The organism is Plastoroseomonas hellenica (genome assembly GCF_018129085.1).
In the GTDB taxonomy this organism is placed as follows: Bacteria; Pseudomonadota; Alphaproteobacteria; order Acetobacterales; family Acetobacteraceae; genus Plastoroseomonas; species Plastoroseomonas hellenica.
The window spans coordinates 18,788-31,913 of record NZ_JAAGBB010000015.1 but is presented as its reverse complement, the minus strand read 5'-3'; the positions used below and the strand labels follow the sequence as shown (position 1 = coordinate 31,913).

The following is a 13,126-nucleotide window of genomic DNA, read 5'->3' as shown; positions in this document are numbered from 1 at the left end:
CTGGATCAGGTTGCCGCAGGTGTCGTCGAACACCCGTAGATCATCAGGCGCGCGGCTGCCGGCCTTCGGCCAGCCTCTCGTAATTCGCGATGACACGCTCCGCGGCGCCGGCCAGATGCATGTCCAGGACGGCGAGCGCCGCGGTCGTGTCCCGGCGCTCGCAGGCTTCGAGCATCGCCCAGTGCTCCTGGTTGTTGGTCACGACGACGCCCCGCGCGGCGAGGGTCGCGTGCACGTAGCGGTGCGAGACCACATGGGCCAGCTCGATGAAGGCGAGGATGTGCCGGCGCGCGCAGGGCGCGTAGAGCGCCATGTGGAAGTCCAGGTTCCAGGCATGGAGCTCCTCGAGGGCGAGGCCGCGATCGGAGCCTTCCAGCACGGCCCTGGCCTTGCGCGTGTCGCGGCTCGTGAGGTCGGGCATCGCGAGGCGGAGCGCGAGCGGCTCCAGCGCCAGGCGTGCCTCGAAGGATTCGCGCAGCTCGAGGGTGCTCTCGGGGGCAACGACGAATCCCCGGTTCCGCTCGAAGCTGACGAGGCGGGACGCCTCCATCTCCCTCAGCGCCTCGCGCACCGGGATGGCGCTGATGCCGAGCGACCGCGCCACCGCATCGATGCGGATCGCCTCGCCCCCGCGCAGCAGGCCGATGATGATCGCGCGCCGCAGCACGGCGGTCGCGAAGGCCGGGGCGGGCTGGCCGCCACGGCCGATCCGCGCGGCGAGCGCGCCCAGCGGATCGCCCTCCGCCATCTCAACGGCGGGGGACCGGGCGGCGGATCGCGGGCGCGTGCTGGTCGGAGCGGAGCGGGTCATGGCCGACTAGATGTCCGATCCTGGCGGGCGCGCGGCAAGGGCGCGTCCTTGCCCGGCAAGTTTCATATATCTTGACTCATAATCATATATGATTTTGGGTGCCGGGCGGGAGGATCGCCATGCCCATCCCTCGCCCTCTGCTCCTGTCCTGTCTCGCCCTTGCCTTGGCCGCGGGCGCCCCGCGGACGTCCGGCGCGCAGACGCCGCCCGCGCCGCCCGCGGCCAATACCCTCGCGGTCGTGCAGGCGCGCGGCGTGCTGAACTGCGGCGTCAACACGGGCATCCCGGGCTTCGCCGCGCCGGACAGCGCCGGCGTCTATCGCGGCCTCGACGTCGATATCTGCCGCGCGCTCGCCGCCGCGATCTTCGGCGACGCCAGCAAGGTCAGCTACCGGCCGGTGACCGGGCAAACCCGGTTTCCCGCGCTCCAGAGCGGCGAGATCGACGTCCTCACGATGGAGGTGACCTGGACCTTCGGGCGCGATGCCGGGCTCGGCGTGAACTACACGGCGATCAACTACTATGACGGCCAAGGCTTCATGGTCCGCCGCTCCTCCGGCGCGCGGTCGGTGCGCGACCTCGACGGCGCCTCGATCTGCGTCTCACCCGGCAGCGCGACCGAGCTGAACCTCGCCGATTACTTCCGCCAGCATCGCATGCGCTTCACGCCCGTCGTCATCGAGCGCGGCGACGATGCCGCGCAGGCCTATGCCACGGGCCGCTGCGATGCGCTGACGAGCGATCGCGGCCTGCTCGGCGCCAGGCTGCGCGCCGGCATCCCGGACCCGGGCGAGCACGTCATCCTCCCCGACATCATCTCGAAGGAGCCCTATTCGCCCGTCGTCCGGCACGGCGACGACCGCTGGGGCGACATCGTCCGCTGGGCGATCTGGGCGATGGTGGAGGCGGAGGAGTATGGCGTGACCTCGGCCAATGCCGAAGCCATGCGGGCCTCCGACAATCCGACCGTCCAGCGCCTGCTCGGCGTCGCCGGCGATTTCGGGCCGATGCTCGGGCTGCGGCCGAGCTGGGCCTTCGACATCATCCGCCAGGTCGGTAACTACGCCGAGAGCTATGACCGGCACCTCACGCCGCTCGGGCTGGAGCGCGGGGCCAACCGGCTCTGGCGCGATGGGGGCCTGCTCTACGCCCCGCCGATGCGCTGAGGCGTGGCCGTGGCAGGGGGCGCCGCCGATTTCCGGTCGGACCTGATGGCCGGCATCCCCGCCGCCGCGCGGGCGGCGATGCTGCGCGCCGCGGGCGAAGCGCCGGAGATGGGCCTGCGCGACGACCCCCACCAGTCCCGGCTGGAGCGGATGGTGTCCGAGCTCGCGGGGTTCGAGGACGCGCTTTTCGTCCCGACCTGCACCCTCGCGAACCAGATCGCGCTCCGTCTCTGGTGCCGCCCGGGCGACATCGTCCTCACCGCCGCCGGCAGTCATGTTGCGGGGCCCGAAGCCGCGAGCACGGCCGGGCTCGCGGGCGTGGCCGTGCGGCAACTCGAAGCGGCCAGGGGCCACCTGCGGCCCGAGACGCTCCGCGCCGCCCTCGCGGGCCCGGCGCGCCCCGGCGATCAGCCCGCCCGCCTCGTCTGGCTCGAGAACACCCATATGCGCGCGGGCGGCACCATCGCGCCCGGTGATTGGGTCAGGGAGATCGGCGGCACCTGCAGGGAAGCAGGCCTGCGCCTGCACATCGACGGCTCGCGCCTCTGGAACGCGGAGGCGGCGACCGGGCTCACCCTCGCCGCACTCGCGGAGGCGGCGGACAGCCTCTCCCTCAGCCTCAACAAGGCGCTCGGCGCGCCCGCCGGGTCGCTCCTCCTGGGCTCACGGGACTTCATCCGGGAGGCCCTCGCCGTGCGGGCAACACTCGGGGCGAGCTGGCGGCCCGTCGGCTTCCTCGCGGCCGGCGCGATCGAGGCCGTGGCGGGCAGGGCTGGGCGGCTCGGCGACGACCACCGCCGCGCCCGGCTCCTGCATGCCGGATTCTCGCATGCCCTTGGGCCACTCGCGGGCGAGGCCCCCGACACGAACATCGTCCTGGTCGCGACGCCTCCGGGCACCGCCGCCATGGAGGTCGCGGAAGCGCTCGGGAAGGCGGGCGTGCTGGCACTGCCGCTCGATGCCGCGACGCTGCGCTTCGTCCTGCACGCCCGCATCGGCGACGCCGCCGTGGCGCGGGCCGTGGATGCCGTGCGCCGGGCGATCGCCTGATCATGGCGCGGCGGCGGGAAGCGCCGGCGCGGGTCAGCCCTCCGGCGGAGGCGCGAGGTTCCAGTCGCCGGTATGGCGGTAGATCGCGTCGCGCAGCGCCCTGACCTCCCGGTTCAGCGCGCCGAGCTGCGCGGGTGACTGCCCCGAGGCCGCCAGCAGGGATTCCCCGACGCAGCCGGCCCGGGACCGCAGCGCGCGGCCCGCTTCCGTCAGCGCCACCAGGACCTGCCGCTCATTCAGGGGATTGCGGGTGCGGCGCACCAGGCCAGCCGCCTCCAGCCGCTTCAGTAGCGGCGTCAGCGTGCTCGATTCCAGCGCCAGTCTCTCCGCGATGCCGCCGACCGTCTGCCCATCCTCCCGCCAGAGCACGTTGAGCACGAGGTACTGCGGATAGGTCAGCCCGAGCGCATCGAGCAGCGGCTTGTAGACGCGCTGGATGGCGATGCCCGCGGAATAGATCGCGTAGCAGAGGTGGTCGTCCAGGGGCACGGGGCCCGTCGCGTCCTCGGTCATGGCAAGCTCCTTCCCTTCCCCTATAGCACCACCATCGCGGCAAAAGGTATCGTGATAAAGATTATCACTGGACAGGCCACCGATCCTGCGGTAGCTAAACACTTATCGCGATAATCATTATCGCCGATGACACGAAGGAACGGCCCCATGAACGTCCTCTACCGCACCGAAGCCACCGCCACCGGCGGCCGCACCGGTCAGGCTTCCACCACCGACGGCGCCTTCAGCGTGGCGCTGGTCACGCCGAAGGAGCTCGGCGGCCCCGGCGGCGCGGGCAACAACCCCGAGCAGCTCTTTGCCTCCGGCTATGCCGCCTGCTTCCTCGGCGCGCTGAAGTTCGTCGCCGGCCAGCGCAAGGTGAAGATCGCCGATGACAGCACCGTCACCGCCGCGGTCGGCATCGGCAAGCGCGATGACGGCCAGGGCTTCGGCCTGGATGTCGCGTTGACCATCGCGCTGCCCGGCGTCGAGCCCGGCCTCGCGCGGGAGCTGGTCGATCAGGCGCACATCGTCTGCCCCTATTCCCACGCCACCCGCAACGGCCTCGACGTGCGCCTGTCGCTGGCCGCCTGAGCGGGTCTTTTCCGCCCCTGCCGCGCCGGCTTCCTCGCCGATGCCGCCAGCATCGGCTGCGTCAGCCGACACGGCCGGGGCGAAAAATCCCTCGCTCAGACCTGACCTTTCCACCCTCGCAGAACGGATCCCCGCCATGACCATCACCCGTCGTGATCTCTTCGCCACTGCCGCCGCGGCAGCGACCATCGCCGGCGCCGCCAGCGCCCAGGCGCAGCCGGCCGGCCAGCCCGTCCGCAACGTCGTGCTGGTGCACGGCGCCTTCGCCGACGGCTCCGGCTGGCGCGGCGTCTATGACCAGCTCACCGCCCGCGGCTACCGGGTCAGCATCGTCCAGAATCCGCTGACCTCGCTCGCCGACGACGTCGCGGCGACGCGCCGGGTGCTGGCCCGTCAGGACGGACCGGCCATCCTGGTCGGCCACTCCTATGGCGGCACCGTCATCACCGAAGCGGGCAATGACCCGAAGGTCGCGGGTCTCGTCTATGTCTCGGCGCTGGCGCCGGATGTGGGCGAGTCGACGGGCGACCAGTTCGCGGAGATCCCGGCCCCGCCGGACTTCATCATCGAGCCGCAGGCGGATGGCTTCGGCTTCGTGAACCTGGAGAAGTTCAAGCTCGGCTTCGCCGGCGACACCAGCGATGCCGATGCCGCCTTCCTCAGGGATTCGCAGGTGCCGATCGCGATGTCGATCTTCTCGACGAAGCTCACCCAGGCGGCGTGGCGGAGCAAGCCGAGCTGGGCCGTGGTCGCGACGCAAGACAATGCGATCGATCCCCGGCTGCTGCGCCGCACCGCGCAGCGCATCGGCGCGGTGACGGAGGAGGTGGCGGGCAGCCACGTCGTCTTCCTGACCCAGCCCCGGGCGGTGGCCGATGTGATCGACCGTGCCGCCAAGGGTGCGGGAGGCGCCGCGCGCTGATCGGCGCCAGGGCAGGTTCCAGGGCGTGGACTCATTGACGCCATGAGTCCGCGCCCTGACCCAGCAACCCGTCAGTCGTCCCAGAAGACCGGTACCCAACGAAAGGCGTCGCCCTCGACCGCCACCGAAGGTCCGCAGTTGGCTGCGATACTCTTTCACGAACCGCTTGGCGGCCGACCGAAGCGCGTCCGGGAACCCCGGCGGCATGGAGACGTGAGAGAAATCGGGCGCCACCGAGCCGCGCCGAGTGCCGGTTGATGCCTTGAGCGAAACTGGCCGCTCTCGCGGCTTCGCGGAAGCGCCCAGCGGGTGATGTTCCATCCGCCATTCGGTAGGGTCACCTGACCCCTGGGATAGCGACGTCAGCGATCGGCGGGATCACCGAGACCTGCTAGGTCTTGTCCATCCGGAACGGCGACACGCACGACGACCCACGCCTCGGGAAGGAGACCGCCATGGCGCTGCTGATCTACGGCCTGGATACGGAAGAAGTTGGCAGTGCGCAGAGCTGGCGCGACACGCTCGCTGAACTGCTCCCGGAGTTGGAAATCCGCATCTTCCCCGATCTCGGGAACACGTCCGAGATCACGTATCTGGCCTTCATGCGGCCTGACTTCGACGCGATCCCGCCGCTGCCGAACCTCAAGGCGATGTTCAGCCGTTCGGCCGGTGTCGAGGCATTCATCAACCATCCGAAATTGCCAAAGGCGCCGCTCGGCAAAATCGAGCCGGCGGACGGCGATCCGATGATGACGGAATACGTCATCATGCACGTGCTGCGCCTGCACCGCGAGATGCCGCTCTATCAGCAGGCCCAGGCCAGGGGCGAGTGGCTACGCCGGCCCATTGTTCGGCCGGGCGAGCGTCGTATCGGCTTTCTCGGCTTCGGGCTGATGGCGAAGGCGCCGGCGTTGGTGCTGCAATCGCTCGGCTTCCCCGTATCAGCCTGGGTGCGCAACCCGAAGCCGGATGCGGAGATCCCGATCTTTCATGGCCCAGACCAGTTCGATCCATTCATGCGCCAGGCCGATATCGCGGTCTGCCTCTTGCCGTTGACCCGCGAGACCGAGGGCATCCTGTGCGCCCGCACATTCGCGCTGATGCCGAGGGGCGCGATGGTCATCAATATCGGACGCGGTCGGCATGTCGTGAATGCTGACCTGCTGGCCGCGCTCGACTCTGGTCAGCTCTCCTACGCCGCGCTCGATGCGCTGCATCCTGAACCCTTGCCGTCGGACAATCCGCTATGGCGGCATCCGAAAGTGACCGTCATGCCGCATGTCGCGCGGCGACCGACCGTACGGCAGCTTGGCACCGAGATCGCGGCGAACATCAGGAGCATCGAGGGCGGCGGCGGTCTCCTGCAGGAAATCGACAAGGCGATGGGGTATTGACGGGGATGGTGGGTCAATGGCGGCTCTGGCGCTGCCATCGGGGTTCGCGGCCTGGCGAGGCGCCACGCGCCTGAGCGCGTGAAGCATCGCCCGCCCGCGCCAGATCGGACGCCGGCTGCGGCGGGCGGAGCTCTCCGGCTCCGCTCTACCGCAGGAGGGGGGCGAGCGCTCTGCCGATTGATCGGGCAGGCGGCGGCTTCACCGGCCCTTCCAGGATCGCGGATACCAGTGTCGTCTTGGGGCGGGCGACCCGTTCCGTGACTTTCCCGTCCGGCCAGGCGAGGACGTAGTAGCCGTCATTGAAGCCCGCCATGTGCTCAAACCCTGTCCCGCCATAGACCCGTGTGCCCGTCAGCTTCGCCGCCCAGGTGAGGATCTTCGTCGACTGCCCGGCTCCGCAGTTCATGAAGAACAGATAACCTTCATCCGCGAAGAGGCCTTTGAGGGATGCCAGCGCGCGCCACGGCTCCGTGCCGCCCTTGTCGATATCCGTCTCCGTCAGTTCGTCCGAACCGAGCTGGACCCAGCCGACGTCATTCGCGACGCCGCCATGGTCGAGGATATTGAGCTCCTTGATCGAACCGCCGGCTCCGACGTCGACCACGACTTTCTCCACCATCTCCTTCACGCCACCGACCGCCATGGCGAGTGGGTAATAGATCTTCGCCTCCCAGTTCCAGGTCTGGCTGCCACAGGCGGTGAAGGTCTGCAAAAGCGTCATTTTGTCGCTCCTGTTCCTCGCCTGCCGCCCCGATGGCGGCGGCGCAGGCAGGAGCGTATACGAACACGCCATGTCATTTTCTTCACGGAATGTAATGGTAGCATCACAATCAGGGCGGTCTTGCTGAGCCAAGCGCCGCCATATCCCTCCGCGCGGCAGGGGCTTCCGGCCGATCCATGCCAAACCGCAAGATCGGTCGAGCGGGTCGTGGCCATCAGCGGCTAGCTGGTGCCGCCACGGAGGAAGGGCGATGAAGGCGGCGCTGCAGAACCACCATGCCCGGATGCGGCGGGTGCTGGACCATATCGACCGGCATCTCGACAGCGATCTGGACCTGGAAACGCTGAGCCGTGTCGCGGCTTTGTCGAAGTTTCATTTCCACCGGCAGTTCACGGCGACCTTCGGGCTGTCCGTGCATCGCTATGTCCAGTTGGCCCGTATGAAGCGCGCTTCGCACCGGCTGGCGTTCAGGGACGCCCAAAGCGTCACGGAGATAGCGATGGATGCCGGCTACGACGCACCGGATGCCTTCGCGCGCGCCTTTCGGCAGAGGTTCGGGCAATCGCCTTCGGCGTTCCGGACGTCTCCCGACTGGGAACCGTGGCTTGCGGCCTTCGGGCCTCTCGACAACGCCAGGAGCAAGCTCGTGCAGAAGAGTTTTACCGCTGACGATGTGACGATTCGCGATGTGCCTCCGACGCGGGTGGCGATCATGGAGCATCGGGGCGACCCGGCGACGCTTGGCGCCACCATCCAGCGGTTCATCGCCTGGCGCAAAGCGGCCGGCCTGCACCCCAGGACAAGCCCGACCTTCAATGTCTGGCGGTCCGAGCGGCGTCCTGCCTCGCCTGCTGATTACAGCATAGACCTCTGTGTCGGGACCGACCGGCCGATCGATGCGAAGGGCGAGCCGATCAAGACCGGCGAGATCCCCGGCGGACGCTGCGCGGTGCTGCGCGTCATCGGCAATACCGACAATCTGGAGCCCGCCGCGCTCTACCTCTATCGCGACTGGCTTCCGGCCAGCGGTGAGGAAGCGCGAGACTTCCCGATCTATTGCCAGCGGCTGAGCTTCTTCCCGGAGGTGCCGGAGCATGAGGCTGTCGCGGACCTGTTCCTGCCGCTGACATAGCGCCCTCACGCCGGTTTCGCGGCCGGCCTTCGCCGCGCGAGCGCCCATGCCAGCAGAAAAGGCACCGCGCCGATGCCGAGGGCGGCCATCCAGGCGGTCAGGCTCGGACCCATCAACGCGCCGATGTACATGGCAAGCATGCTTCGGCACCAGGCTGCAGCACGCGGCGTGGCGGACCAAGCCGAGCTGGGCGGTCATCGCCGCGCAGGACAAGGCCTTCGCGCCGGGGATGCTGCAGAAGATGGCGACCCGCATCGGCGCCGCGATCACTGAGGTTCCCGGCAGCTACGCGGTCTTCATGACCCAGCCGCGGGCGGTGGCCGAGGTGATCGATCGCGCCGCCAGGACGGCGGGGGGCGCCGCGCGCTGATCGGCGCCAGGTCCGGCGGGCGGCACTCCCGGCCGCCGGACCTGGATCTAGCCCGGATATCTCACCAGGGCGTCCGATGATCGCGCCGGGATCGGTGGTGCCTGGTGTTTCGCGGCGCGGAGCCAAGACAGGGTGTCTTGGCGAGCACCGCGGAATGCCAGGCGCCGCCGAGACCAAGCGAGCACGGGTGTCGCTGGTGAGATTTCCGGGCTAGCCGCCTCTGGCCTGGCGCCCGCGAGGGGGCGACCGCTTGGGCGGGATGCTGCGCCCATGTTCGTTCCACCACGCCGTCAGCGCTGCCATCGTGGGCCCGAGCCCGCGGGCCTTCGGCGTGATCGCGTACTCGACCCGGGGCGGCACTTCCGCGAAGACGGTGCGCGACACCAACCCATCCGCCTCGAGCTCGCGGAGCTGCGCCGTCAGCATGTGCTGGGTGATCCCGGGGATCGCCTTCCGCAGCTCCCCGAAGCGGTGCAGCCGCTGATTGAGCAGCCAGAGGATCTCCAGCTTCCATTTGCCCGAGAGCAGCGCGAAGGCACGGCGCATCTCCTCGTGCATGTTGATCTCGCCGCCACTCATGGTCTGGTCTTCCATACTAACCGCAAGTTTTTCATCCTACTTGCGACTGCCGATATTAGACGACATTTTCGGTGCGCGCCGCCGGTGCACAGAAGAATGCGCACCCGCAGGCCGGACGACAGAATAGACGGCGCGGGATGTCGCTGCCGGAACAGAACTCAGGAAGACCACATGGCCGCGAATTATGCGTACTGGATCAGCACGGCATTATTGTCGCTGCTCTATCTGGTGTCCGCTGTGCTGTACGTGACGCGCGGGGGCTGGGTTCGCCAGGCCCTCGCGGACCTCGGCTACCCCGCCTACCTCGTGCCCGTCATCGCCGCCGTGAAGGTGCTGGGCGTGGCCGCGATCCTGTCGCGCGTCAGCGTGCCGCTCAGCGACCTCGCCTATGCCGGCATCTTCTATCACCTGCTGCTCTCGGCGCTCGCGCATCTCGGTGTGCGCAAGCCCGGCGGCGCCCTGCCGGCGGCACTCGGCCTCGCGCTGCTGGCCGCTTCCTTCGCCACGCAGAACGCCGCGCGCGACGTGCCTTCGCCCTACGCCCAGGTGGCGGCGCTCTGACGCGGCGACAGCCGCCGACACACCCTTACCCAATGGAGATGAAGATGGACCGACTCACGGGAAAGGTCGCCCTTGTCACGGGCGCCGGCCGCGGCATCGGCCGCGCCACCGCGAAGCTGTTCGCGGCGGAAGGTGCCAAGGTGGCGGTGCTTTCACGCACGCCCGCGAATGTCGATCGCGTGGTGGCCGACATCGAAGCCGCCGGCGGCACCGCGCTCGGCGTCGTCTGCGACATCGCCGATGCCGATCAGATCACGGCGGCGGTGGACAGGGTGGCGGCCGCCTTCGGGGGGATCGACATCCTCGTGAACAACGCCTTCGATCCGTCCGCCGTCCTGTCCTCGGTCATCGATCTCCCGGTCGCGCAGTTGCAGCGCAATTTCGCGATGGGGCCGATCGCTTACCTACGGATGATGCAGGCCTGCCATCCCCATCTCAAGGCCAGCGGAGCCGGGCGCATCATCAACTTCGCCTCGATGGCCGGTGTCCTCGGCATGGTGGGCTATGCCCCCTATGACATGGCGAAGGAGGCGGTCCGCGCCCTCACGCGCGTCGCCGCGCGCGAATGGGGCGCTGACGGGATCACCGTGAACAACCTCCTGCCGATCGCGGACACCTGGGGCGCGGGCGACGCTCCGCCGCCGCCCAACGCGCTCGCGCGCTTCGGATCGCCGGAGGAGGACATCGCGCCGGTCGTCCTGTTCCTCGCGAGCAAGGATGCGCAGTACCTCACGGGCTACAGCCTCACGCCCGATGGCGGCGCGATCATCGACAGCGCGCGCTGAGCCGCGACCGGGCGGCGCGTGCGGATCGCGACCGCGGCCGTAGCGACGCAGATCAGCCTCGGCGGAGGCGAAGGGCGTCGCGGAGACCTCCTGGGAACTCGCCGCCAGCGCTGATGTCCCGGCAAGCTCTACGGCAGGAGATCGCGGAGCGCTTCGCCGATCGATCGGCCCACCTTGGGGGCCTTCGCCGGGTCGCCTTCCAGGATCGCGGATGCCAATGTCGTCCTGGGACGGGCTACCCGTTCCGTGATTTTCCCGTCCGGCCAGGCGAGGACGTAGTAGCCGTCATTGAAGCCCGCCGCGTGCTCGTACCCTGTTCCTCCGTAGACCCGCATGATTCGTTAATTGCGTTTATTGCATTTAATGCGTATATAGATCGGCAACCCCGGACTATGGAGGGCCAGATGCTTGCTCTGCTCGACCAGGCCGAGCCCATCGTCGCGACCGAGGCGGAAGCGGCCATCGCGAAGGCCGGCGCCGCCAGCCTTGCCCCTATCGCGAAGGCTGGTCAGGGCGCGCAGCTGGTGCTGCGGGAGGCGCCCGAGGTCGCGGTTCCACTGACCGCGCGCGCGGTCGAGATCGTGTTGAGCGTTCTCGAGGCGATGGCGACGCGCCGCCCATTCTCGATCATCCCGCACACGGCGGAGCTGACGACCCAGCAGGCCGCGGACTATCTCAACGTGTCGCGCCCATTCCTGGTGAACCTCGTCGACAAGGGCGAGATTCCGCATCGCATGGTCGGGCGCCATCGGCGCATCCGCTTCGCGGATCTCCTCGAGTTCGAGCGCACCTCGACGGAGAAGCGAAAGCAGGCGCTGGCCGATATGGCGGCCGAAGCGCGCCGGCTGGAGCTCGAATAGGCGGTGATCTCGACGTTCACGGCATTCTTCGACGCGAACGTCTTCTATGGCGCCCGGCTTCGCAGCCTCATCCTGCATCTCGCGCAGACCAAGATGTTCCGCGCGCGATGGAGTGACGCCGTCCATGACGAGTGGATCGGCAGCCTCGTGAGGAACAGGCCGGATCTGACGCCGGCATCGCTGGAGAGGACCAGGCGCCAGATGGATGCCGCGGTTCTCGATGCGCTGGTGACCGGATACGAGGCGCTCATCCCCGGGCTGAGCCTGCCCGACCCTGATGATCGCCATGTTCTGGCAGCGGCGATTCTGGGGCGGGCAAGCTGCATCGTGACCTTCAATCTCCAGGACTTCCCGATTGCGAGCCTGGCGCCTTTCGGGCTGCACGCCGTTCACCCCGACGAATTCCTCCTCGATGTCGAGAGCATCGATCCGGCCGCCTTCGCGGATGCGGTGGCGGCCGATCTGGAGCACTACCGATCGCCTCCGCTGGATCTGCCGGAATATGTGGTGGCGCTCCGCAAGGCGGGCGTGCCGCAGGCCGCAGCTCACATCCAGGCGCTTCGCTTGCTGTTCAGTGCAGGGAAGGGCGCGGCCGGCGACAAGCCGTGAGATCCGGCAAGCGGGAATGCCATCACCCCGGCGAGGGCCGTGCTGCCGAGCCGGGGCATCGGGCCGCTCTACGCCCTCCGCCGCCGAAGCCGCGCCGCTGATCGGCGCTTGCGGAGCGGCATCGTCCGGGCTGTCCGCCGCGCCCCCGGATGCCATCAGAGGTCCTTGATCATCCCGGCTTCGAGAAGCCACGACCTGACCTTCAGCCAGGGCTCGCCTTGGCCCGCGAACCGGAAGCCCGGGTCGCGCTGCAGCAGCTCCTCCCAGAACATCTGCGCATCCATGGCCGTCGCGCGGATCACGCCGTTCGCACCCAGATAGTCCCGGAACCGCTCGACGATGACAGCCTTGGCCTCGGCCTGCGTGAGCATCGGATCCTATCCTCCATAACCCCGGCGGGGGTGGATCATACCTGGCCTGCACCGCCCGCCAACGCGCGCGCGGCCGCGGCGCCGCCGGCGAGGATCTCATCGGACAGCGCCGGGTCCGGCGCCAGCCGGGCGAGCTGCAGCGTCCCCATCAGGCTCGCGAAGATGCCGATCGCCCGTCGCCGCCGCTCCGCCGGATCGCCGGCGGGCAGGCATTCCGCGATCAGTGCCACGCGATCCTCCACGGGATCGGCGAGGGTCGATCGCGTCGCCTCCGGATGCCGCGCGACTTCGGCGGCCAGGGACGCGGCGGCGCAGCCGCGCTCCGGCTCGTCGCGGTGCCGCGGCCGCAGATAGTAGCGGATGATCCCCTCCAGCCCGTCCTGCGCGGCGGCCTCGCCCAGCCGGTCCTGGCCGCGCTGCATGGCATCGCCCAGCGCCGCGCGCACCAGATCCTCCTTCGACGCGAAATGCGCGTAGAAGCCGCCATGCGTCAGGCCGGCTTCCGCCATCAGGCTGGCGATGCCCACCGCCTCCACGCCGTCCCTGCGTAAGCGGCGGGACGCGATCTCGATGATGCGGGCGCGCGTCGCATCGCGATGCCCCTTTTCGTAGCGCATGGAACCCACTCCCACCTTGCTCGCCGGCCCAGCGGGACAACGCCGGGCAGGCATGCGCGAAAGACTTATCTGATGGTCCTCATATAATATGA

General features: G+C 69.0%; 19 protein-coding genes. 11 read left to right on the top strand and 8 right to left on the bottom strand.

Annotated features, from left to right (window positions below; all coding sequences use genetic code 11):
• Positions 1–43: 43 nt before the first annotated feature.
• A complete protein-coding gene (locus tag GXW71_RS13885; RefSeq protein WP_211853124.1) occupies positions 44–811 on the bottom strand; it encodes a GntR family transcriptional regulator in 768 nt (255 codons plus the stop codon).
• A gap of 119 nt (positions 812–930) precedes the next feature.
• On the opposite strand from GXW71_RS13885, the gene GXW71_RS13880 reads away from it, so the two are divergent.
• Together GXW71_RS13880 and GXW71_RS13875 are read left to right on the top strand one after the other, a co-directional pair.
• The gene (locus GXW71_RS13880; protein ID WP_211853123.1) at positions 931–1,977 is read left to right on the top strand and encodes an amino acid ABC transporter substrate-binding protein; all 1,047 of its coding nucleotides are present in this window, start codon (positions 931–933) and stop codon (positions 1,975–1,977) included.
• 9 nt (positions 1,978–1,986) lie between these two features.
• The gene (locus tag GXW71_RS13875) at positions 1,987–3,027 is read left to right on the top strand and encodes a threonine aldolase family protein (RefSeq protein ID WP_211853122.1); all 1,041 of its coding nucleotides are present in this window, start codon (positions 1,987–1,989) and stop codon (positions 3,025–3,027) included.
• A gap of 33 nt (positions 3,028–3,060) precedes the next feature.
• Here GXW71_RS13875 and GXW71_RS13870 read toward each other — a convergent pair whose 3' ends face one another.
• On the bottom strand, positions 3,061–3,540 hold the full coding sequence (locus GXW71_RS13870) for a MarR family winged helix-turn-helix transcriptional regulator (RefSeq protein WP_211853121.1): 480 nt from the start codon (positions 3,538–3,540) through the stop codon (positions 3,061–3,063).
• Between the two features lie 147 nt (positions 3,541–3,687).
• Between GXW71_RS13870 and GXW71_RS13865 the strand changes: the two genes are divergently transcribed.
• The 3 genes from GXW71_RS13865 to GXW71_RS13855 all read left to right on the top strand — a co-directional run bounded on the left by GXW71_RS13865 (position 3,688) and on the right by GXW71_RS13855 (position 6,429).
• Complete coding sequence (locus GXW71_RS13865; protein WP_211853120.1) at positions 3,688–4,113, top strand: organic hydroperoxide resistance protein; 426 nt, start codon at positions 3,688–3,690, stop codon at positions 4,111–4,113.
• Positions 4,114–4,249: 136 nt separating this feature from the next.
• The gene (locus GXW71_RS13860) at positions 4,250–5,035 is read left to right on the top strand and encodes an alpha/beta fold hydrolase (RefSeq protein WP_211853119.1); all 786 of its coding nucleotides are present in this window, start codon (positions 4,250–4,252) and stop codon (positions 5,033–5,035) included.
• 455 nt (positions 5,036–5,490) lie between these two features.
• Entirely contained in the window at positions 5,491–6,429 is a 939-nt protein-coding gene (locus GXW71_RS13855) for a 2-hydroxyacid dehydrogenase (RefSeq protein WP_211853118.1), read from the top strand.
• A gap of 145 nt (positions 6,430–6,574) precedes the next feature.
• On the opposite strand, the gene GXW71_RS13850 is transcribed toward GXW71_RS13855, so the two are convergent.
• On the bottom strand, positions 6,575–7,150 hold the full coding sequence (locus GXW71_RS13850; protein WP_211853117.1) for a hypothetical protein: 576 nt from the start codon (positions 7,148–7,150) through the stop codon (positions 6,575–6,577).
• 250 nt (positions 7,151–7,400) lie between these two features.
• On the opposite strand from GXW71_RS13850, the gene GXW71_RS13845 reads away from it, so the two are divergent.
• The gene (locus GXW71_RS13845; RefSeq protein ID WP_246526553.1) at positions 7,401–8,282 is read left to right on the top strand and encodes an AraC family transcriptional regulator; all 882 of its coding nucleotides are present in this window, start codon (positions 7,401–7,403) and stop codon (positions 8,280–8,282) included.
• Between the two features lie 5 nt (positions 8,283–8,287).
• On the opposite strand, the gene GXW71_RS35180 is transcribed toward GXW71_RS13845, so the two are convergent.
• Positions 8,288–8,413, bottom strand: a complete 126-nt coding sequence (locus GXW71_RS35180) for a hypothetical protein (RefSeq protein WP_281417366.1) — start codon at positions 8,411–8,413, stop codon at positions 8,288–8,290.
• A gap of 110 nt (positions 8,414–8,523) precedes the next feature.
• Here GXW71_RS35180 and GXW71_RS35175 point away from each other — a divergent pair, with 110 nt between their 5' ends.
• Positions 8,524–8,652 (top strand): hypothetical protein, encoded by a 129-nt coding sequence (locus tag GXW71_RS35175; protein WP_281417365.1) that lies wholly within the window; start codon positions 8,524–8,526, stop codon positions 8,650–8,652.
• Between the two features lie 210 nt (positions 8,653–8,862).
• Here GXW71_RS35175 and GXW71_RS13840 read toward each other — a convergent pair whose 3' ends face one another.
• Positions 8,863–9,246 (bottom strand): winged helix-turn-helix transcriptional regulator, encoded by a 384-nt coding sequence (locus tag GXW71_RS13840; RefSeq protein WP_211853116.1) that lies wholly within the window; start codon positions 9,244–9,246, stop codon positions 8,863–8,865.
• Positions 9,247–9,402: 156 nt separating this feature from the next.
• Here GXW71_RS13840 and GXW71_RS13835 point away from each other — a divergent pair, with 156 nt between their 5' ends.
• Positions 9,403–9,792, top strand: coding sequence for a DoxX family protein (locus GXW71_RS13835; protein ID WP_211853115.1), 390 nt, complete (start codon positions 9,403–9,405; stop codon positions 9,790–9,792).
• A 44-nt stretch (positions 9,793–9,836) separates the two neighbouring features.
• Positions 9,837–10,577 carry an SDR family NAD(P)-dependent oxidoreductase gene (locus tag GXW71_RS13830; protein WP_211853114.1) on the top strand — a complete coding sequence of 247 codons (741 nt, stop codon included), beginning with the start codon at positions 9,837–9,839 and terminating at the stop codon, positions 10,575–10,577.
• A gap of 128 nt (positions 10,578–10,705) precedes the next feature.
• On the opposite strand, the gene GXW71_RS13825 is transcribed toward GXW71_RS13830, so the two are convergent.
• On the bottom strand, positions 10,706–10,912 hold the full coding sequence (locus GXW71_RS13825; RefSeq protein ID WP_211853113.1) for a hypothetical protein: 207 nt from the start codon (positions 10,910–10,912) through the stop codon (positions 10,706–10,708).
• A 69-nt stretch (positions 10,913–10,981) separates the two neighbouring features.
• Here GXW71_RS13825 and GXW71_RS13820 point away from each other — a divergent pair, with 69 nt between their 5' ends.
• Both GXW71_RS13820 and GXW71_RS13815 read left to right on the top strand, forming a co-directional pair.
• Positions 10,982–11,437, top strand: a complete 456-nt coding sequence (locus GXW71_RS13820; RefSeq protein WP_211853112.1) for a helix-turn-helix domain-containing protein — start codon at positions 10,982–10,984, stop codon at positions 11,435–11,437.
• 3 nt (positions 11,438–11,440) lie between these two features.
• Positions 11,441–12,046, top strand: coding sequence for a PIN domain-containing protein (locus GXW71_RS13815; protein WP_367617304.1), 606 nt, complete (start codon positions 11,441–11,443; stop codon positions 12,044–12,046).
• 155 nt (positions 12,047–12,201) lie between these two features.
• Here the strand turns inward: GXW71_RS13815 and GXW71_RS13810 are convergent, their stop codons facing one another.
• Complete coding sequence (locus GXW71_RS13810) at positions 12,202–12,417, bottom strand: hypothetical protein (RefSeq protein WP_211853111.1); 216 nt, start codon at positions 12,415–12,417, stop codon at positions 12,202–12,204.
• Between the two features lie 35 nt (positions 12,418–12,452).
• Positions 12,453–13,034 carry a TetR/AcrR family transcriptional regulator gene (locus GXW71_RS13805; protein ID WP_211853110.1) on the bottom strand — a complete coding sequence of 194 codons (582 nt, stop codon included), beginning with the start codon at positions 13,032–13,034 and terminating at the stop codon, positions 12,453–12,455.
• Positions 13,035–13,126: the final 92 nt, after the last annotated feature.

What these genes read in the sequence shown, in the direction of transcription:
- GXW71_RS13855 (WP_211853118.1), top strand. Translation starts at nt 5,491, where the DNA reads ATGGCGCTGCTGATCTACGGCCTGGATACGGAAGAAGTTGGCAGTGCG.
- GXW71_RS13840 (WP_211853116.1), bottom strand. Translation starts at nt 9,246, where the DNA reads ATGGAAGACCAGACCATGAGTGGCGGCGAGATCAACATGCACGAGGAG.
- GXW71_RS13885 (WP_211853124.1), bottom strand. Translation starts at nt 811, where the DNA reads ATGACCCGCTCCGCTCCGACCAGCACGCGCCCGCGATCCGCCGCCCGG.
- GXW71_RS13805 (WP_211853110.1), bottom strand. Translation starts at nt 13,034, where the DNA reads ATGCGCTACGAAAAGGGGCATCGCGATGCGACGCGCGCCCGCATCATC.
- GXW71_RS13830 (WP_211853114.1), top strand. Translation starts at nt 9,837, where the DNA reads ATGGACCGACTCACGGGAAAGGTCGCCCTTGTCACGGGCGCCGGCCGC.
- GXW71_RS13820 (WP_211853112.1), top strand. Translation starts at nt 10,982, where the DNA reads ATGCTTGCTCTGCTCGACCAGGCCGAGCCCATCGTCGCGACCGAGGCG.
- GXW71_RS13850 (WP_211853117.1), bottom strand. Translation starts at nt 7,150, where the DNA reads ATGACGCTTTTGCAGACCTTCACCGCCTGTGGCAGCCAGACCTGGAAC.
- GXW71_RS13880 (WP_211853123.1), top strand. Translation starts at nt 931, where the DNA reads ATGCCCATCCCTCGCCCTCTGCTCCTGTCCTGTCTCGCCCTTGCCTTG.
- GXW71_RS13835 (WP_211853115.1), top strand. Translation starts at nt 9,403, where the DNA reads ATGGCCGCGAATTATGCGTACTGGATCAGCACGGCATTATTGTCGCTG.
- GXW71_RS13865 (WP_211853120.1), top strand. Translation starts at nt 3,688, where the DNA reads ATGAACGTCCTCTACCGCACCGAAGCCACCGCCACCGGCGGCCGCACC.
- GXW71_RS13825 (WP_211853113.1), bottom strand. Translation starts at nt 10,912, where the DNA reads ATGCGGGTCTACGGAGGAACAGGGTACGAGCACGCGGCGGGCTTCAAT.
- GXW71_RS35175 (WP_281417365.1), top strand. Translation starts at nt 8,524, where the DNA reads ATGGCGACCCGCATCGGCGCCGCGATCACTGAGGTTCCCGGCAGCTAC.
- GXW71_RS13845 (WP_246526553.1), top strand. Translation starts at nt 7,401, where the DNA reads ATGAAGGCGGCGCTGCAGAACCACCATGCCCGGATGCGGCGGGTGCTG.
- GXW71_RS13870 (WP_211853121.1), bottom strand. Translation starts at nt 3,540, where the DNA reads ATGACCGAGGACGCGACGGGCCCCGTGCCCCTGGACGACCACCTCTGC.
- GXW71_RS35180 (WP_281417366.1), bottom strand. Translation starts at nt 8,413, where the DNA reads ATGTACATCGGCGCGTTGATGGGTCCGAGCCTGACCGCCTGGATGGCC.
- GXW71_RS13810 (WP_211853111.1), bottom strand. Translation starts at nt 12,417, where the DNA reads ATGCTCACGCAGGCCGAGGCCAAGGCTGTCATCGTCGAGCGGTTCCGG.
- GXW71_RS13860 (WP_211853119.1), top strand. Translation starts at nt 4,250, where the DNA reads ATGACCATCACCCGTCGTGATCTCTTCGCCACTGCCGCCGCGGCAGCG.